Origin of the sequence: Zooshikella sp. RANM57 (genome assembly GCF_050749885.1) — a bacterium.
Classification (GTDB): Bacteria; Pseudomonadota; Gammaproteobacteria; order Pseudomonadales; family Zooshikellaceae; genus Zooshikella.
This window is the reverse complement of record NZ_JBOIUB010000004.1, coordinates 358,646-378,921: the sequence shown is the minus strand read 5'-3', so window position 1 is coordinate 378,921 and position 20,276 is coordinate 358,646. Positions and strand designations below refer to the sequence as shown.

Annotated in this window: 17 protein-coding genes; 4 read left to right on the top strand and 13 right to left on the bottom strand. The window is 41.0% G+C overall.

Going from position 1 to position 20,276, the window contains the following annotated elements:
- Positions 1–336: 336 nt before the first annotated feature.
- From ACQ96U_RS11315 to yacG, 4 genes are all read left to right on the top strand, one after another.
- Positions 337–1,554, top strand: coding sequence for a type II secretion system F family protein (locus ACQ96U_RS11315; protein WP_431721355.1), 1,218 nt, complete (start codon positions 337–339; stop codon positions 1,552–1,554).
- A 97-nt stretch (positions 1,555–1,651) separates the two neighbouring features.
- A complete protein-coding gene (locus tag ACQ96U_RS11310; protein ID WP_431721354.1) occupies positions 1,652–2,524 on the top strand; it encodes a prepilin peptidase in 873 nt (290 codons plus the stop codon).
- Between the two features lie 2 nt (positions 2,525–2,526).
- Positions 2,527–3,123, top strand: coding sequence for a dephospho-CoA kinase (gene coaE, locus ACQ96U_RS11305; protein WP_431721353.1), 597 nt, complete (start codon positions 2,527–2,529; stop codon positions 3,121–3,123).
- Positions 3,120–3,356 carry a DNA gyrase inhibitor YacG gene (yacG, locus tag ACQ96U_RS11300; protein WP_431721352.1) on the top strand — a complete coding sequence of 79 codons (237 nt, stop codon included), beginning with the start codon at positions 3,120–3,122 and terminating at the stop codon, positions 3,354–3,356. Before coaE ends, yacG begins: the two co-directional genes overlap by 4 nt.
- On the opposite strand, the gene ACQ96U_RS11295 is transcribed toward yacG, so the two are convergent.
- The 13 genes from ACQ96U_RS11295 to murD all read right to left on the bottom strand — a co-directional run bounded on the left by ACQ96U_RS11295 (position 3,347) and on the right by murD (position 20,272).
- On the bottom strand, positions 3,347–4,297 hold the full coding sequence (locus ACQ96U_RS11295; protein ID WP_431721351.1) for a Nudix family hydrolase: 951 nt from the start codon (positions 4,295–4,297) through the stop codon (positions 3,347–3,349). The two genes, yacG and ACQ96U_RS11295, sit on opposite strands and share 10 nt — an antisense overlap.
- Position 4,298: 1 nt before the next feature.
- Positions 4,299–5,501 carry a bifunctional glutamate N-acetyltransferase/amino-acid acetyltransferase ArgJ gene (gene argJ, locus ACQ96U_RS11290; protein ID WP_431721350.1) on the bottom strand — a complete coding sequence of 401 codons (1,203 nt, stop codon included), beginning with the start codon at positions 5,499–5,501 and terminating at the stop codon, positions 4,299–4,301.
- Positions 5,502–5,580: 79 nt separating this feature from the next.
- Positions 5,581–8,280: a preprotein translocase subunit SecA gene (secA, locus tag ACQ96U_RS11285; RefSeq protein WP_431721349.1), complete on the bottom strand. Its 2,700-nt coding sequence runs from the start codon at positions 8,278–8,280 to the stop codon at positions 5,581–5,583.
- A gap of 129 nt (positions 8,281–8,409) precedes the next feature.
- Positions 8,410–9,351 (bottom strand): peptidoglycan DD-metalloendopeptidase family protein, encoded by a 942-nt coding sequence (locus ACQ96U_RS11280; RefSeq protein WP_431721348.1) that lies wholly within the window; start codon positions 9,349–9,351, stop codon positions 8,410–8,412.
- A 523-nt stretch (positions 9,352–9,874) separates the two neighbouring features.
- Positions 9,875–10,789 carry a UDP-3-O-acyl-N-acetylglucosamine deacetylase gene (lpxC, locus tag ACQ96U_RS11275; RefSeq protein WP_431721462.1) on the bottom strand — a complete coding sequence of 305 codons (915 nt, stop codon included), beginning with the start codon at positions 10,787–10,789 and terminating at the stop codon, positions 9,875–9,877.
- Positions 10,790–10,889: 100 nt separating this feature from the next.
- On the bottom strand, positions 10,890–12,056 hold the full coding sequence (gene ftsZ / locus ACQ96U_RS11270) for a cell division protein FtsZ (RefSeq protein WP_431721347.1): 1,167 nt from the start codon (positions 12,054–12,056) through the stop codon (positions 10,890–10,892).
- 73 nt (positions 12,057–12,129) lie between these two features.
- Positions 12,130–13,365: a cell division protein FtsA gene (gene ftsA, locus ACQ96U_RS11265; RefSeq protein ID WP_431721346.1), complete on the bottom strand. Its 1,236-nt coding sequence runs from the start codon at positions 13,363–13,365 to the stop codon at positions 12,130–12,132.
- Positions 13,366–13,424: 59 nt separating this feature from the next.
- Positions 13,425–14,228, bottom strand: coding sequence for a cell division protein FtsQ/DivIB (locus ACQ96U_RS11260; protein WP_431721345.1), 804 nt, complete (start codon positions 14,226–14,228; stop codon positions 13,425–13,427).
- Between the two features lie 31 nt (positions 14,229–14,259).
- Positions 14,260–15,192 carry a D-alanine--D-alanine ligase gene (locus ACQ96U_RS11255; RefSeq protein WP_431721461.1) on the bottom strand — a complete coding sequence of 311 codons (933 nt, stop codon included), beginning with the start codon at positions 15,190–15,192 and terminating at the stop codon, positions 14,260–14,262.
- A 7-nt stretch (positions 15,193–15,199) separates the two neighbouring features.
- The gene (gene murC, locus ACQ96U_RS11250; protein ID WP_431721460.1) at positions 15,200–16,627 is read right to left on the bottom strand and encodes a UDP-N-acetylmuramate--L-alanine ligase; all 1,428 of its coding nucleotides are present in this window, start codon (positions 16,625–16,627) and stop codon (positions 15,200–15,202) included.
- A gap of 22 nt (positions 16,628–16,649) precedes the next feature.
- Complete coding sequence (gene murG, locus ACQ96U_RS11245; RefSeq protein WP_431721344.1) at positions 16,650–17,735, bottom strand: undecaprenyldiphospho-muramoylpentapeptide beta-N-acetylglucosaminyltransferase; 1,086 nt, start codon at positions 17,733–17,735, stop codon at positions 16,650–16,652.
- The gene (gene ftsW, locus ACQ96U_RS11240) at positions 17,728–18,906 is read right to left on the bottom strand and encodes a putative lipid II flippase FtsW (protein WP_431721343.1); all 1,179 of its coding nucleotides are present in this window, start codon (positions 18,904–18,906) and stop codon (positions 17,728–17,730) included. The genes murG and ftsW overlap by 8 nt, the downstream gene beginning before the upstream one ends.
- The gene (gene murD / locus ACQ96U_RS11235; protein ID WP_431721342.1) at positions 18,899–20,272 is read right to left on the bottom strand and encodes a UDP-N-acetylmuramoyl-L-alanine--D-glutamate ligase; all 1,374 of its coding nucleotides are present in this window, start codon (positions 20,270–20,272) and stop codon (positions 18,899–18,901) included. The genes ftsW and murD overlap by 8 nt, the downstream gene beginning before the upstream one ends.
- Positions 20,273–20,276 lie beyond the last annotated feature (4 nt).

Genomic DNA, 20,276 nt, shown 5'->3' with positions numbered 1-20,276 from the left:
CATGAAATAGTTGGCATTAACAAGTATTTGGCCACGTTATTAGTATTCGCAATAATGATAAATAAGCTACACTAATTATGCGAACTATTTTTCATGAGAAGTGTTTTATATTGATCATATTGTCTAAGAGATAGCGCAAACAAGTATGAAGGTTAAGTCCTTTATAATGTGTAGATATAAATCTGTGACCGTTGTACTTGAGTTCATATAATATTGTTACATTCATGTTATGAATTAAAAATAAACTTTTGCACTTCCGTCGTTATCGCCCAATACTTTTTATAATTCTTACTCTTCGGGTCATTGGCGTAGACTCAGCCCAAGGAACAGATCATCATGGCAACCAAAGCAGTAAAAGTAGCTTCCTTTACTTGGGAAGGAAAAGACAAAAAAGGCCGTAAGACTAAAGGCGAAATACAGGGTGCCAACCTAGCCACCGTTAAAGCCGAGTTACGAAAACAAGGCATCGTCCCAACCAAAGTTCGCAAAAAGGGGATGTCTATAGGTGGTAAGGGCAAAAAAATTAAGCCTTTGGATATTGCTGTCTTTACCCGACAACTGGCAACAATGTTACGTGCAGGTGTTCCTTTAATACAGTCTTTTGAAATTACGGCAGAAGGTGCAGAAAATCCTAATTTAAGAGACCTGCTCAATAATATTAAAAATGAAGTTGCAGGCGGTAATACACTGGCAGACTCTCTCCGAAAACACCCCAAGTATTTTGACGATTTATACTGCAACTTAGTTGCTTCAGGTGAACAGTCGGGTAGCCTTGAGTCCTTATTAGCACGGATAGCAACCTATAAAGAAAAAACCGAGTCTCTGAAGATGAAGGTTAAGAAAGCTATTCGCTACCCAATCGCGGTTGTCGTAATTGCTATCATAGTTACCGCTATCTTACTTGTAAAAGTAGTTCCTCAGTTCCAAGAAGTCTTCCAAGGTTTTGGTGCTGACTTACCTGCTTTCACCCTGATGGTGATAGGCATGTCTGAGTTTATGCAGGCCTACTGGTATTACATCCTTATTGGAATCATTGCATTTGTCTTAGCAACAAGTAAAGCTCTAGAAAAAAATAAAGGGCTTAGAGATGCCCGAGACAGAATGGTGCTTAAGTTACCTATCATGGGTGATATTTTACACAAATCAGCAATGGCCCGTTTTGCACGAACTCTCTCTACCACTTTTGCTGCTGGTGTACCGTTAGTTGATGCCCTGGACTCTGTTGCAGGTGCTGCAGGTAATGTGGTGTTTTATGATGCAACAAAACAAATTAAAGAGGATGTATCCTCAGGTATGCAGCTACAGTTCGCAATGAAAAATACGGCTATTTTCAGCAACATGGCGGTACAGATGGTCTCTATTGGTGAAGAGTCAGGAGCTTTGGACGAAATGCTGGATAAAGTGGCCAGCTATTATGAAGAAGAAGTTGATAATGCCGTAGATGGCTTAACCAGTTTGATGGAACCTCTGATTATGTCTGTACTTGGTGTACTCATTGGTGGACTAATCGTAGCCATGTACTTGCCTATATTCCAGTTAGGCTCTGTTGTATAGCAGTCACTTTTAATACACTCACTGTAGTGACCACTAAGGGCAGCTTCGCTGCCCTTTTTCCTGTTAATAAGCCTATCTTGCTCCTGTAGGAAAATAAATGAGCATTATTGAATATTTAGCTTATAGCCCAACAGCATTCTTAATTACTTTGTTAGTTTTTGGGCTAATCGTAGGTAGTTTTTTGAATGTTGTGATTTTACGTTACCCAATCATTCTACAACGGCTATATGAGTGTGAGTGTCGAGACCTGCTCAAGCTACCGCAGGAAAACAATCAAGAAAAATTTAACTTAATTTTTCCCCACTCTCACTGCCCTTCTTGTAAAACCCCTATAAAACCCTGGCAAAATATTCCTGTTATAAGCTACTTACTGCTAAAAGGAAAATGCGCCAATTGTAGTATGTCAATCAGTATTCGTTATCCACTAATTGAGCTAATAGCAGGTTTACTTGCACTTTTGAGTGGCTGGTACTTTGGTTTTTCATTAAACACAATTACTGCTTGCTTATTACTGTGGGCATTATTGACCTTAACGATGATTGACTTCGACCATCAAATACTACCTGATGATATTACATTACCTTTGCTCTGGGTTGGTCTGCTTATCAACTTTCAATGGCAACTCTTTACTACCATTGATCAAGCACTATGGGGAGTGATTGCTGGCTATTTAACCTTATGGAGTGTTTATTGGCTGTTCAAACTTCTCACCCAAAAAGAAGGTATGGGCTATGGTGATTTCAAACTACTTGCAATGTTAGGTGCATGGCTTGGCTGGAAAATGTTGCCCTTAATTATCTTATTATCCTCTTTTATTGGTGCCATTGTTGGCGGTTTACTCATTCTTTTTAGAGGCCACGACCATCAAATTCCTATCCCTTTTGGACCTTATCTAGCAGGAGCAGGAGCGGTAGCGCTGTTTTGGGGAGAAACAATTGTTCAACAATATTTTCAGCTAGCAGGTTTTTAATAATGTTTATTGTGGGACTCACTGGAGGAATAGGTAGCGGTAAAAGTGCTGCCACAGCGTTTTTCAAACAACAAGGCATTCATATTGAAGATGCCGATCAGGTGAGTCGAATGCTTGTTGAAAAGGGCTCTCCTGCACTTTCGCAAATTGTGGCACACTTTGGTAAAAGTATTTTAAATGATGATCAAAGCTTAAATCGTCGTAAATTAAGAGAAATTATTTTCCAGAATCAGCAACAACGGCAATGGCTAGAACAGTTACTTCACCCTTTGATTAATATGAAAATGTTAGGCGACTTAAACAGTGCATCTTCCCCCTATGCGATTATGGTTTCTCCATTACTATTAGAGACAGAACAACATAAGTTAGTAAACCGTGTATTGGTCATTGACACAACTGAAGACATCCAGATTCAGCGTGTTTGTAACCGGGATCAACAGGATGCAGATCAGGTTGAAGCAATAATTGCCTCACAACTGCCTCGAACGAAACGACTAGCGATGGCTGACGATATTATTGATAATAGTGGTAATCTTGATCAACTTTACACAAAGCTAGCGAGTATTCATCAAACCTACTTATCAATGGTGACAACATGACGCTCAAGGTCAACTGCCCTACATGCCAAAAAACAGTTGCGTGGACAATGATTAATCCTCATCGCCCTTTTTGCAGTGACCGCTGTAAACTCATCGACCTAGGGTGTTGGGCTGCAGAAGAACATAAGATTCCTGGTAACCCTGTTTATGCAGATACTTTATCTGAAAATATAGATGAAACTTCAGCAGATCTGAGTAACGTTCACCCGTTATTCTCAAACCTTCACCAATGAGCACGAATACTGGCTATACCCTGAGCCCCCAGAGACCATGCCAAAGAAAGCTGATCTTGGCTCATACCTCCTAGCCAGTATACCGGTATAGTTGCTTTTTGTGTCAGTAAGTCACGCTCTGCATCAGATAAAGGCTGCAGGGTAGGATGACTTTGTGTATGTTTGATTGGAGATAACGTTATCAGGTCAACTCCAAGTTGCTCCGCTAGCCTTATTTCTGCTTCATTATGACAGGATGCCGCCAGTAAATAATTTGGTTGTTTAAATGGCTCAAGATCAGTGGCAGAAACCAACTTTAATTGTTGAGCTGTCAGGTGTAACCCCTTTCCTCCCAACTGATAAACGGATTGTGGACTTCCTTTAAGCATCAAGCGACATCCTGCAGCTTCACAAAAAAGGAGCAATTCAGAAGCAATAGCCAGATAATCCTGCTCACTAAGTTGTGGTGCTCTAAACTGAATTAACTTATGTCCATGCCCTATTATTCTTTTTACTTTAATGAACAGTTCATCATAATCAGTAAAGTCTCCAGTAATGACGTATTCAGAGGGCAGTTGTATTGCACGAATGATAGGCTTATTTGCAGAAGGGAAGGTATAAGACCAAAGCGTATCTGTTGAAACCCAGCGAATTGGCTGTCCTTCTAACCCAACAGGCTGTCCTGATAGGTGATCTACATACCACACATCAAGCATAACGCATTTATCACCATAATCATGTGTAATTGCAATCAGCCTTCTTGAGGGTTTAACGGTTATATTCAGCTCCTCCTTGCACTCTCTAACCAGAGCATCAGTGACCTCTTCACCTAATTCAACCTTGCCTCCAGGAAATTCCCACTTATCTCCTTGGTGTTGATGAGAGGCTCGCTTGGCAATAAGTACTTCACCTGATGTATTAACAATTACGGCAACGGCAACATGAACAGACTTACTAACCATATTAACTTCTATACTCCGCGTTAATTCGTACATACTCATGAGATAAATCAGTTGTCCACACCGTTTCACAAGCTTCACCTCGACCTAAAACAACTTTTATGGTGATTTCTTGATCCTGCATCACTTGTTGTCCTAGGTACTCTTGATAATTTGGTGACCTTGCTCCCTTTTCGACAATACAAATATCACTTAAATAAATATTAATCTTACTTATCACTAAATCTGGAATATCAGCTTTACCTATAGCCGCTAGAATTCTTCCCCAATTTGCGTCCTCTGCAAAAAATGCTGTTTTTACTAATGGCGAGTGAGCAATACTATAAGCAATAGCCAGAGCTTCTTTTGATGTTTTTGCCTGAGAAATCTCTACAGCAATAAACTTTGTTGCTCCTTCTCCATCTCTAACAATCTGCTTTGCTAAAGATATACAACAGTCATTAAGTGCTTTAGTGAAAAGTACATAGTCTGCATGAGATTCGTCACTTATTGATAAATGCTTAGCTTTTCCTGATGCAACAATTGCACAAGCATCATTAGTTGAAGTATCACCATCAACCGTTATACGGTTAAATGACTGATCAACGCTAGAGGTCAACGCTTTTTGCAATAATGGTTGGCTTATATTGGCGTCTGTTCCAATAAAGGCAAGCATTGTCGCCATATTTGGCTTAATCATTCCTGAGCCTTTCGCTATACCCGTCAAGGTAACTGTGCCCGTTGTTAACTTAACACTTTTGCTAAAAAGCTTTACTTTCGTGTCAGTCGTCATAATAGCTTTTGCAGCAGCCAACCAACTTGTTGAGGACTCTTGTAGCACTAATGTCCGCATCACTTTAATAATCTTATCTACAGGTAACAACTCACCAATAACGCCTGTAGAAAAAGGCAACACTTGTTCCAATTCTAAATTACTCTTAACTTCAGCAAGCGTCTGGCAGCTTATTTTTGCTGCTGTCATCCCGACCTCGCCAGTACCCGCATTAGCATTACCTGCATTAATTAACCAAGCGAGAGGACTGTGCAACATATGTCGTTTCGCAATAATTACCGGTGCGGCACAAAAGGCATTTTTTGTAAAAACAGCTGCCATCACTGCTGTAGAATCTGCGATCATAACAGCAACATCTTCGCCTGATTTTTTGATTCCAGCAGAAGCTGTTGCCCATTTAATGCCGGGTACAGGTAATACACGTAGCTCTGACACATCAGACCTCAACTTATTGAGCAAAAGTAAAACATAAAAAAAGGCGACATAATGTCGCCTTTTTTTAACTTTCCGTCAACTAGCCTAGTCGGCCATGACATTGCTTATACTTTTTACCCGATCCACATGGACATGGGGAATTTCGACCCACTTTCTTGCCCTCTCGAGTATAAGGCTTATTAGATTCAACATCCTCAACCCCAGCCTCAGCAAGTGCTCCACCTTCTTCATGCTCGTAACGCATACGTTGAGCTATGGCTTCACGACGCTGCCTTTCTACCTCTTCAGTATTATCATCTTGACGGACTTGTACATGTGTCAGAATTTTGATGGTTTCATGCGCAATATCCTGCAACATTTGCTTAAACAGCTCAAATGCCTCTCTCTTATACTCTTGCTCAGGATTCTTCTGAGCATAACCTCTTAAGTGAATTCCCTGACGCAAGAAGTCCATTGTTGATAAATGCTCTTTCCACTTGTCATCCAGAACCCGTAACAGCATTTGTTTTTCAAACATGCGTAATACTTCTGGACCCGTTAAAGCTTCTTTAGCTTTGTACTCATCAATCAATGTTTGCGCAATTTTTTGACGAAGGGGTTCTTCGTGAAGGGTTTTATCCTCACCCAACCACTGTTGTATGGGGAGTTTGACATTAAATTCAGATGCCAAGTGTTCTTCTAAGCCCTCAATATCCCATTGCTCAATTAAACTTTGTGGAGGAATAAACTGATCTATTACAGAGGTTAACACTTCGTGACGATATTCATCGATGATATCTGTTACATCATCAACTTCAAGCACCCGATCTCTTAAACCATAAATGTAACGACGTTGCTCATTGGCTACATCATCGTATTTCAACAAGGCTTTACGGATATCAAAGTTTCTGCCTTCAACTTTACGCTGAGCCTTTTCAATCGCATTGGTTACCATTCTGTGTTCAATGGCTTCACCTTTCTCCATACCCAATGCTTTCATAAACCCTTTAACACGATCCGAAGCAAAGATACGCATTAAATTATCTTCAAGAGAAAGATAAAAACGAGAAGACCCTGGGTCGCCTTGACGACCTGAGCGACCTCTAAGCTGATTATCTATTCGACGGGATTCATGACGCTCAGTCGCGATAATATGTAAGCCACCAGCTTCAAGTACTTGTTTATGTCTTTCTTGCCATTCTGCTTTGACTTTTTCTATATCCTGTTCTGAAGGGTTTTCTAATTGGGCAACTTCCGCCTCCCAATTTCCTCCAAGCATAATATCCGTTCCACGCCCCGCCATGTTGGTGGCTATAGTTACTGCTCCTGGCTTACCTGCCTGAGAAATAATCTCTGCTTCTCTGGCATGGAACTTAGCGTTCAGTACTTCATGAGGAATCTTAGCTTTTGTTAAAGCTTGAGAAACTCTTTCTGAAGATTCAATTGATGCAGTACCTACTAAAATAGGTCTTTTATTGGCTACACACTCTTTGATATCGGCAATGATTGCGCTGTATTTTTCTTCAATGGTCAAATACACCAAATCATTATGATCTTTTCGAATCATTGGTTTATGTGTAGGAATTACAATAACATCCAAGCCGTAGATCTGCCGAAACTCGAAGGCTTCTGTATCTGCAGTACCTGTCATACCTGACAGTGTTTGATACAAACGGAAATAATTCTGAAAAGTTGTTGATGCCAGCGTTTGGCTTTCACTTTGAACATGTAGATTTTCTTTTGCTTCTAAAGCCTGATGTAAGCCTTCAGATAATCGTCGACCTGGCATTGTTCGACCAGTATGCTCATCAACAAGCAAGACCTGATTTTCTTGAACAATGTAATCTACATTTTTATGGAAGATGGTGTGAGCTTTTAATGCTGCATATACGTGATGCAGTAAATTCAGGTTTTGAGCCGCATAGAGGTTATCACCTTCGGCTAACAAGTTAGCCTGTACTAGTAGTTCCTCAACATACTGATGACCTTCCTCAGTCAACTCTACTTGACGCGTTTTTTCATCAAGTGTGAAGTGTCCTTCCACCGCCTCTTCTTGACGAGTTAACTTTGGTGCCAATTTATTAATAGCAATATAAAGTTCGGAGCTTTCCTCTGCCGCACCAGAAATAATGAGTGGTGTTCGTGCTTCATCAATTAAAATGGAGTCTACTTCATCGACAATGGCAAAATTTAGCCCCCGCTGAAACTTATCTTCAATACTGAAAGCCATATTGTCACGAAGATAATCAAAGCCAAACTCATTGTTGGTACCATAGGTGATATCGTCTTGATACGCTGCTCGCTTTTCTTCAGGTGTTTGACCTGGAACCACCGCCCCCACAGAAAGCCCCAAGAACTCATAAAGCGGTTGCATCCAGCCAGCATCACGACGGGCAAGATATTCATTTACAGTCACAACATGAACACCTTTTCCAGATAAAGCATTTAGATAAGCTGGCAATGTTGCAACTAACGTTTTACCTTCACCTGTACGCATTTCAGCAATACACCCTTCATGCAGTGTAATTCCACCAATCATCTGCACATCGAAGTGACGCATTCCCATAACACGCTTACTTGCTTCACGTACCACCGCAAAGGCTTCAGGCAACAGTTTATCCAGTGTTTCGCCTTGCTCTATTCGCTGCTTAAAATCAGCTGTTTTTTGCTGCAGCTGCTCATCAGACAGCTTTTGTAAGCCCTCCTCCTGGGCATTTATGGTTTTAACAATTTTTCTCATACGCCGTAACTGGCGATCATTTTTACTACCAAAAACTTTTCGGACTAAGGGGGCTAACATAATGCTCAGCTATATAAAAAAGGTTGGACACATTTCCCAAGGTGGGGATTCCATAGAGATAATAAAAGGGTAATGTTACCGCTAAATCTGTACTATTCGAAACTCAGCACTAACGGTGAGCTAAATAGCTCACTTTCTGGTCAGCATGTTTCTATCTATGTAGCCAGAGGGGTTAACCCTACGCCCACCTTTAAACACTTCAAAATGAACATGAGGGCCTGTAGAACGACCAGTACTACCCACAAGAGCTATGGACTGACCTTTCTCAACTATGTCTCCAACATCGACCAGTAGGGCACTGTTATGAGCATAAAGCGTGACTAAACCTGCACCATGGTTCACTTCCACTACATTTCCATATCCATTCTTACGGCCAGAAAAAGTAACTACGCCAGAAGCAACAACAAGCACATTTTCACCATGCTTTGCAGCAAAATCAATTCCTCCATGAAATGACCGACGCCCTGTAATAGGATCAGTACGATAACCAAAGCGAGAGGAAATAAAACCTTTAAGGACAGGGACACCTTTTACTAAAAACTCTTCTGAGAGTTTTCGATTGGCTAAAAGGTCTTCAAGAATTTCTAATTGAGTTTCTCGGCTTTCAATCTTACCAATGAGTTGATCCATTAACTCAATAAAATCTGGAGCAGTATAAGATTGATCTAAATCTTGAGAGGAGGGGCCACCTACAGCAGGAGGCTCAGAAAAGTCAAACTCACCATCATTAAGCTGCGCCATAGATGTTAGACGCTCACCCAGAGCATCTAGCCGAACTATACGGCTTTGCAGCTCAGACACTCGTAATGCTAGCGAATCAAGCTGGACATTTGCTTGCTTTTTTAAATGTTCAATTTCTTGCTTTTGAAGCGCAATTTGATGTTGCCACTGTTTAGCTGTTTTAGCTGTTACAACAACCTGTGAGCCCATCTGCATGACACAATAAGTTATCCATGCGCTGAGCACCACTAACGATGCTAAAAACAGAATGCTGGCAACAAGAATCGTTGAAAACCGCACATTGACCGTTTTCGACTGTCCATGACTGCGCCTAACGACGATAATATTCATTATGTTTTGCGTTCTACCTGGATCTTAGCGGTCTTGAAGTCTCAATCCTATAACGACCAAGTTATTACCTGACGTATTTTCTAACTCCCTTAATTGACCACTTTCCAATAATTGAAAACTAAGTATAGTTGTTTTCACACATTATGTAGCCAAAAACTATACATAAAGTAACAGTTTAGCTGACGAATTTAACACTTGACTGTAATTCATTCAACTATTGACCTGAAAGAAATACAGAATTTTCTGTTTATTTACTTTCAAAAGCCTACTTTTGAAAACTCTTTAACTCTCTGTTAACACTCAACATAAATGTGCTTTTATTTACCTGAAAGCACTGACACCAAAATACTTGAATCATGTTTTTGGTGCAAAAAGTCTTAGATTAGTCTGTGAATAACTCGAAAATTTCAAGTATATCCATGTAAGGACAATACAAATTTTATTCCGCACCGACTAGGTAATATCCACAAAAAAACAAGTAAATATACTTAACTAGCAATATATAACGACTTTTTTCAAGCCATTACACAGCGGCTACAGGACGCATATAAGATATAGGAGCTGTTGATGGGTCATCAAACGTAACCATTTCCCAAGCATCTTGCTGAGAAATAAGTTTTCTCAATACTTGGTTATTTAATGCGTGACCTGATTTATACGCACGGAATTCTCCAATAAGGCTATAGCCAAGAAGATATAAATCACCAATTGCATCAAGCATTTTGTGTTTAACGAATTCATCTTCGTAGCGCAGACCATCTTCATTAAGAATTCGATAATCGTCCACTACAATTGCATTATCAACACTTCCACCAAGAATAAGATTCTTTGATCGAAGATATTCAATGTCACGCATAAAGCCAAAAGTACGAGCTCTTGCTACTTCTTTTACAAAAGAAGTACTAGAAAAATCAATACTGGCTTTCTGAGTTCTACTCCGAAATACCGGGTGATCAAAATCAATCTCATAAGATACTTTAAAGCCATCAAAAGGCAGAAAAGTTGCTACTTTGTCATTATCTTTAATGGTAACTTCACGCTTGATTCTAATGAACTTCTTAGGGGCATTCTGTTCCATGATTCCTGCAGATTGCAACAGAAACACAAATGGACCAGCACTACCATCCATAATAGGGACTTCATGAGCACTAACCTCAACATAGGCATTATCTATTCCAAGCCCAGCCATGGCAGAAAGTAGATGCTCAACAGTGTCAACACGAATTCCATCAGCATTTATCAAAGAAGTACAAAGTGTTGTATCACCAACATTCTTTGCTTTTGCTGAAATTTCCACCACAGGATCTAAGTCAGTGCGACAAAAAACAATTCCTGTGTCAACGGGTGCAGGTTTTAATGTTAAATAAACTTTCTCTCCAGAATGAAGGCCAACACCTGTTGCTCGGATTATATTTTTTAACGTTCTTTGTCTGATCATAATTAACGCCGCTTTGTCAAAATCCTGCATAGAGTTACACAGAGCCGGCGATTGTATCAAAGTTGTTCTTCATCACCAACTTTTCGCGAACAACGCCGTACTAATCTGCTTGTCTTCTCAAAAAAGCAGGAATATCTAAGTAATCCATATTATCCGAGTTACGAGCTGCGTCAGGCTTAACAGCCTTTGTTGATGTGCTCTCTGCAGCAGCCTGCTTACGCATGACCGTAGGCTTATCCAGTTTATTGTAGTCTAACGTACCATCACTTTTCGTATTATCTACAACTTTAACTGGTTTTTCTGAACTTACATTCTCACCTAAGCCAGTTGCTACAACGGTGACTCGTAACTCATCAGACATATCGGGGTCTATCACAGTACCAACTACTACGGTAGCATTTTCAGATGCAAACTGCTCTACAGTATTACCCACTTCTGAGAACTCACCCAAAGAAAGATCGAGACCTGCTGTAATATTTACTAAAATTCCTCGAGCCCCATGTAAATTGACATCTTCCAACAAAGGACTTCGAATTGCTGCTTCTGCAGCCTCAACAGCTCGATTGGACCCCGTAGCAGAGCCTGTCCCCATCATAGCCATACCCATTTCAGACATGACGGTACGAACATCGGCAAAGTCAACGTTAATCATACCTGGACGGATAATTAAGTCAGCAATACCCTGTACAGCTCCCAGTAATACATCATTTGCAGCACTAAAAGCAGAAAGTAAACTAGCATCTTTACCAAGAACAGGTAGTAACTTTTCGTTAGGAATAGTGATTAATGAGTCAACACTCTCAGCCAACTCAATCATTCCTTCATTAGCAATAGCCATACGCTTTTTGCCTTCAAAAGGAAAAGGCTTCGTAACAACAGCTACTGTCAGAATCCCTAGCTCTCTGGCAACTTGCGCAACTACAGGGGCAGCACCTGTTCCAGTTCCTCCACCCATACCTGCGGTTATAAAGACCATATCAGCCCCAGAAAGTACTTCGGCAATCCGGTCTCTATCTTCTATAGCAGCATTGCGGCCAACTTCAGGGTTAGCGCCTGCACCAAGTCCTTTGGTGATTGCCGTACCTAGCTGTAATAAAGTTTTCGCATGTAAATGCTTTAGTGCTTGGGCATCGGTATTTGCACAGATAAAATCTACCCCGTCCACATGTTTACTTAACATGTGATTTACGGCATTACCACCTCCGCCACCAACACCGATGACTTTAATGACCGCGTTTTGCGGCACATTATCGACCAACTCAAACATAACCCTCTCCTTTCTATCGCTTCACATCAGTTTTGCGTAAGGTTGTAGTCCACACCCCAGGCTCTCGTCATTATCAAAAGTTACCCTGAAACCACTGCTTCATCCGCATTAAGATCCCATCTTGTGATTCCCGAATAGGCACACTCAACTGGCCTTCCTTTTGATGTTTAATGCCATACATTAATAATCCGACACCTGTTGAATAGATCGGGTTCTGTACAACATCAGCCAAACCTTTCACATTTTGTGGAACACCCAATCGAACTGGCATATGAAATATTTCTTCAGCCAATTCAACGGCCCCTTCCATTTTTGCGGTACCTCCTGTTAAAACAATACCTGCGGCAACAAGGTCTTCAAACCCACTACGACGAAGCTCAGCCTGCACTAAAGTAAACAACTCATCGTAACGAGGCTCCACTACCTCAGCTAATGCCTGACGAGATAAGTCTCTCGGTGGCCTATCCCCTACACTTGGTACCTTTATCATTTCTTCAGCACCCGCCAACTGTGTTAATGCACAGGCATACTTAATTTTTATTTCTTCAGCATGCTGTGTAGGGGTTCTCAAAGCCATGGCAATGTCATTAGTAACTTGATCACCAGCAATAGGAATAACCGCAGTGTGCCTAATAGAACCCTCAGTAAAAATGGCAATATCTGTCGTCCCCCCACCGATATCAACCAAACACACACCGAGCTCTTTTTCATCATCAGTCAAAACGGCATAACTTGATGCCAACTGTTCAAGGATTATGTCTTCTACATCCAGACCACAACGCCGAACACACTTATCGATGTTTTGTGCTGAATTTACCGCACATGTCACAAGATGCACCTTTGCTTCCAAACGCACCCCAGACATTCCTAATGGTTCTTTTACACCTTCCTGAGTATCAACAACATACTCTTGAGGCAGTATATGCAGTATTTTTTGATCCGCCGGAATAGCTACAGCCTGTGCGGCATCAATAACCCGAGCAATATCTGCTGTTGTTACTTCTCTATCACGAATAGCAACAATACCATGAGAATTAAGGCTACGAATGTGGCTGCCTGCTATACCTGCATACACAGAGTGAATTTGACACCCTGCCATGAGTTCTGCTTCTTCAATAGCACGCTGGATGGACTGTACGGTAGACTCAATATTAACCACCACACCCTTTTTAAGTCCTCGAGAGGGGTGTGCGCCAATACCTATTATTTCCAGTGAACCTTCATCATTCAGCTCACCAACAATGGCTACTACCTTGGAAGTGCCAATGTCTAGTCCCACAATCATTTTTCCGCCAGTTGCAGCAGCCATTCAATCAGACCTTCTTACGCCAACTATTTTCATACTTTCATATTCTTTAAATACGACGTTTAACCACGTTGTTCTCGCCAAGCAACTGCAACACCATTTGAGTAACGTACATCAACAGACTTAATTCGTTGCTTTTGCGTTTGCAACTCCGCTTTATAAATCAGCGCAAAACGTTGCATTTTTTCTAAAAGATCATCTCTCCCCAGCAAAATCTTTAAACCATTTACTTTTAACGTCCAACTGCCCCGTTCACTTTGCTGTAGCGACACAATGGATAAATTTAAAGGCCTCAACTGTTGACTGATGGAATGGTATTGCTTCATCATTTCTAATTGAGTACCTTTAGGTCCTACCAAATGTGGTAATCCCTCAAATCCATTAACATCTTCCGGGGTAAAGCTTTCTCCATTAGCGTTTAATAACGAACGCTTATTCCATTGAGCTACAGGAATTTGCTCAATTATATGGACCGCAAGCTGATCAGGCCATAATCGTCGTATAACGACAGTTTCAACCCAAGGCAGCCGTTCCAGTGCTATCTGTAGCTTTTTTATCTTTAAACTAAAAAAACGTTGCTCAAGAAAAGGTTCTATCGTCTGCTGGACATGCTGCTCTTTTAACGCAGCAAATTTCCCTTGAACCTTTACTCTAGCTATAGGTTGATTTACTTTTTTTTCAATATAGGGCCAAGTATACCCCCCTATAAAAATAATACCGCATAATGCCAATAGTTTCCCGACGATTTTTAGATAAAAAACAAACGCACTGCTTCCTTTTTTATTCGAAGTATTGCGGCTTGCTCCGCGTGTTTTTTTTCGTTTACCTCTCACATTGACATCACTATAACCATACACGTCAAGCATTATCGCTTTACCCAAACTGTTTGGCAAATAATCAACTTTTGGAAGTCGCTAAAATAGACACCACCAGCTGGTTAAAATCGATTCCCCCGGCTTTAGCCGCCTTAGGAACCAAACTGTGTGTTGTCATACCAGGTATTGTATTGACCTCTAACAACCAAAAATTGTTCGATTTATCTTGCATGATATCGACACGCCCCCACCCTTTACAGCCAAGAGCAGAAAATGCATCTAATGCTAGTTGTGTAAGTTGTTTACGTTCCTCACTTTGAAGCTCACATGGACAAATATACTGGGTATCATTTGTAGTATATTTTGCCTCATAGTCATAAAACTCACGTGGTGTTTTCAACTCAATGATAGGTAATGCCTCACCCTGTAAAATTGTTACGGTAAATTCTCGTCCTGTAACCCAGGATTCTGCTAATACCTGTTCATCAAACTGATAGGCTTTCTTTAACGCATTTTGCAATTCATCAAGACTATTTACTTTTGTCATGCCAATACTAGAACCCTCATGTACGGGCTTTAATATGCAAGGCAAGTTTATTGTTAAAGACTGTAACTCACCACGTCGAAATAATTGATAAGGCGGTGTTGGTAAACCCAGTCCTTGCCATAATAATTTTGATCGAAACTTATCCATTGCCAGCGCACTGGCTAACACCCCTGATCCAGTGTAGGGAATATTAAACATTTCAAGCAATCCCTGAATGGTACCATCTTCGCCAAAGCGACCATGCAAGGCGATAAAAGCCCGGTCAAAGGTTTTATTTGATAATTGATCACGTAGGTTTTGCTCATTCACATCAAGCAAAAAAGCATCGAATCCTTGTTGAACCAGTGCCTCATAAATGGCTTGGCCAGTGAGTAATGAAATCTCCCGCTCTGCCGCTTGCCCTCCATAAAGAACAACAATACGGCCAGCTTGTTCTGGTGTTATCACAGCTTTTGCAACATCTATCATCGCCACATTACTCTCTATTTTTTGCCTGTCCAACGAATAAATTTTGCTGTGCTAATTCGCTCGCAAGACCTCCAATATCCCCAGCTCCTTGTGTTATAACAATATCACCTGGCAATAACACATCCTCTAAAATTGAAGTGATATTTTCTCTCTGCTTAACATAAATGGGTTCTACTTTTCCTCGTTGACGAATACTTCGGCATAAGCTTCTACTATCAGCCCCAGGAATTGTTTTTTCACCCGCAGAGTAAACTTCCATTAACAACAAAACGTCAACTTCAGATAAAACGTCAACAAAATCCTCATATAAATCACGCGTTCGAGAAAAACGGTGAGGCTGATAAATCATCACTAGGCGCCTTTCTGGCCACCCATTTCGGATTGCATTAATTGTGGCCAACACTTCTCGAGGATGATGTCCATAATCATCCACCAACATAACTTCACCATCACACACAGGATAATTGCCATATATTTGAAAGCGTCTACCAACCCCCTGAAATTGCATCAGCGCATGACAAATATCTTCATCAGCAATACCTTCATCTTGCGCAATTGCGATGGTTGCTAGCGCATTTAATACATTGTGTCTACCAGGCATATTGAGACAAATATTTAACGACTTTCCAGATGGGCATACCGCAGTAAAGCTCGTTTTTTGTCCCTCTTGTTTTATGTTGACTGCCTGATAATCAGCCCCTTCCGCACAACCATAGGTAATCGTTGGTCGCTTAACCTGTGGTAGAATTTCCTGTACAACAGGATCATCAGTGCACAGTACAGCCAAGCCATAAAATGGCAGGTTATGTAAGAAATCGATAAATGTTTTCTTTAGTTTTTCAAAGTCACCTTCATAGGTTGACATATGGTCTGCATCAATATTTGTGACCACCGCAATCATTGGCTGCAAATGTAAAAAAGATGCATCTGATTCATCAGCTTCTGCAACCAGATAGCGACTTGCACCTAATTGAGCATTGGTACCCGCAGAGTTTAATTTTCCACCAATAATAAAAGTAGGATCCAGCCCTCCCTCAGCAAGTACTGATGCAACTAAGCTGGTTGTAGTTGTTTTACCATGGGTTCCGGCCACCGCAATTCCATGTCGATAACGCATTAATTCTGCAAGCATTTCTGCTCTGGGAACAATTGGAATTCGAGCCTCTTTGGCCGCAACCACTTCGGGGTTATTTGCAGCAACCGCGCTCGAAACAACAACAACATCTGCACTCACAATATTCTTCTGATGGTGACCAATCGCTATTTCAACACCTAACTGTTGTAAGTGCTCTACTGTTGCTGAAGACTTAATATCAGAACCTGAAATTTCGTACCCCTGGTTGAGCAAAACCTCAGCAATACCACACATGCCCACGCCACCAATTCCAACAAAATGAATACGCTTTATTCTGCGCATTTCAGGAATAGCAAACATTGGAACTGGTTTATTTAACGTACTAGCCACCTTTTACAACCTCCAAGCAATGCTCTACCACTTCATTTGTCGCATCCGGCCTGGCTAACGAACAGGCAGCAGTAGCCATTTGAGTCAAACGCTCTTTATTTGTCATGAGCTGTGTTAATAAAAGCTGCACATGTTCTTTAGTAAATGTTTGCTGCATAACTAACTCAGCAGCACCATGATTAACCAAATAATGTGCATTTTTTGTCTGATGATCATCAGCCGCATAAGGAAAAGGAACTAATACTGAGGGAACACCCGCATTCGCCACTTCAGCAATTGTTAATGCCCCAGCACGACATACGACAAGATCAGCCCACTGATAAGCAGCTCCCATATCCTCAATAAATGCTTCAATTTTTCCTGTCACACCATGCTTTTTATATAGTGCCTGAGCTTGTGTTAGATTCTTTTTGCCTGTCTGATGCCAAATTTCAATAGTCATCTTCTGTTGTAGTTCAGCAATGACAGATGGCATAACATCATTAATGGCAACAGCCCCTAAACTGCCACCCAATATCAGTAGCCTAAAAGGACGCTCATTAACCTCTTTTTCATGTACTTTTTCCAGAGGAACAATATTTTTCCTGACTGGATTACCCGTACAATAAACTTTATGCAAACTTGCAAATGTACCTGGAAATGCTTCCAGTACACGCGTAGCAATTCGTGATAACAAACGGTTTGTAAATCCAGCAATGGCATTTTGCTCGTGGATTACCAGAGGAATGCCTAGTAATTTAGCTGCTACTCCTCCAGGTCCTGCAACGTAGCCCCCCATACCCAAAACACAGTGTGGCTTCAAGTTCTTTAAATGGTATTTCGCCATACAAATAGCTTTGGTGATCATTAGTGGCGCTTTAATCCAACGTTGAATCCCTTTGCCCCGAAGCCCCCCAACATCGATGAGTGTCATGGGAATTTCTTCTTTTGCTATCAAATCAGCTTCCATACTGTTAGGCGTACCAAACCAATGTACACGATGGCCTTGAGTTAATAATTGCCGAGCCGTTGCCAACGCAGGAAATATATGTCCACCAGTACCTCCTGCCATAATCACAAATGTTTTTTGTTCACTCATTGCGTTTACCTCTGTTTTTAGACTTAACAGAGGCTCTAAGCCTTCGTGTTTCAAAATCAATACGCAACAGAAATGCAACGGCCATACAACTCACCAATAAACTACTGCCACCATAACTTAACAACGGTAGCGTTAACCCTTTAGTTGGCAATAACCCTGTATTTACTCCAATATTAATTAATGCCTGCATACCAAGTAGTAAACCTAACCCATACGCAATGTAAGCAGAAAATAAGCTATTCTCTCGCTCTGCTTCTACCCCAATACACAAGGCACGCCATGCAATAAAAACCAGCATAAATACAACAAGTAATGCCCCAATTAAACCAAACTCTTCTGCTAACACCGCAAATACAAAATCGGTATGCGCTTCTGGTAAATAAAACAGTTTTTGAATGCTATTACCTAGCCCTACACCAAACCATTCACCCCGACCAAATGCAATTAATGCCTGAGTTAGCTGATAACCACTATCAAATTGGTGTGCCCATGGATCAATATAGGTTGTTAGTCGTTGCAAGCGATATGCTTGTGAAAATGCCATTAAGGCGACTGCACCACCACATGCCATTATCATTAAAATAAAGTACGACAGTTTCACTCCTGCCAAAAACAGCATGCCTACAACCGCACTAATTAATACCACAGCAGCACCAAAATCAGGTTCTAATAAAAGTAAAAAGACAACTAAAGCCAATAAACACATCGGCTTTAAAAAACCTGACCAACGTTGGCGAACTTCTTCCTGTCGTCGTACTAAATAGCCCGCTAAATAAATAATGATAAATACTTTTGCCAATTCAGAAGGTTGAAAGTTTGCAATACCCAAGCTCACCCAACGCTTACTACCATTAATTTCACGCCCCACCAATAACACGGCAGACAACATTAATAATGAACATAAAAACAATAACCAGCCTTTGCTTTCCCACCAGCTCATGGGCACCATTAAAACAGTTATTACCACCACAAAACTGGCACCCAAATAAAGCAACTGCCTGATACAAAAATAAAAAACATCATCATACTGGCTATAGGCTATTTCTGTAGATGCAGATGTCACCATAACCAGCCCTGTGGCAATCAACATAATCGAGGCTACGACTAGAGGTAAATCATAAGCCATAGCAACATTATTTTTTGATATCCAAGGCCACCAGGATTCAGTCATTCACTAACTCCCTGACCCATTGACAAAACTCATTACCACGAGCCTCATAATTTGCAAACATATCTAAACTGGCACAGGCAGGGGACAATAAAACAACATCACCAGGCTGGGCCATTTCAGCAGCCCGAATTACAGCACTCTGCAGTGAATCATACTCTTCACCAGGAATACCTGCCGACCTCCCCACCGCAAGTAGTGGTTTAGCATCACGCCCTATTGCCACCAAATATCGGCAATATTGATGAAATAAATCACCTAAAATATCAAAATCTGCATTTTTGCCATCACCACCAGCAATAAGTATTATTTTCCCAGTGATTTCTGAACCAATGCCTTCTAATGCCGCTGATGCAGCACCTACATTTGTTGCTTTTGAGTCATTGATAAATACGACTGTATTTTTTTCTGCCACCCACTCACAACGGTGAGGGAGACCTTTATACTCTCTTAATGCCGAGCACATGGCTTCTACGGGTAAACCAACTTGGAAACCAAGGGCAAATGCCGCAAGTGCATTCGCATAATTATGATGCCCTACAACCTTTAACTCTCGCGTATCCAACAAGCGTTCTTGTCCCTTTGCTAAAAATGCTCCCTCATCAGTACTGTCTTCAATAATCCCAAATTCTTTTAAATCAGGTTCATGCAGAGTAAACGAGACATGTGGTATATGCTGTGGAAGTAGAGGCTGGGTTAAAGCATCATCTTTATTACTTACTGCAGCTTTGCAATGACGATAGATTTTTTGTTTTGCTTGGTGATAAGCCATCAATGAAGGATAACGGTCCATATGATCTGGACTGATATTTAAAATAGTGCTGACTGCAGGTGAAAACGTATCAACGGTTTCTAACTGAAAGCTTGACAGTTCTAGGACATAAATATCGAAATCATCAGCTAAAAGCGATAGCGCAGGAACGCCTAAATTTCCTCCAACGCCAGTTTTTAAGCCCGCAGCTTTACACATATCACCCACCATTGTGGTGACGGTACTCTTTCCATTAGAACCTGTTATCGCAATAATTGGTTTATCACAGTAATAACCGAATAATTCGATATCACCAATAACCCGAACACCTTTTGCTTTAGCATTAGCGATCGCAGGTTCAGTAAGTGGTACACCAGGACTAACGATTAATTCTGCTGCCCGCGATAAAACCTCTTCTGGAATTCCACCAAGATACACTTGTATTAAAGGAAACTCTGCTCTAAATACAGCTAACTCAGGTGGCGACTCTCGACTATCAACAACAATAAATTTAATACCTTGTTGCTGCAAAAAACGAGCACACGCCAACCCGGTTTTTCCTAAACCGACAATGACACGAAGCTGATCAGAAGCTATTAAGCTCTGCTGTTTTTTCATGCTC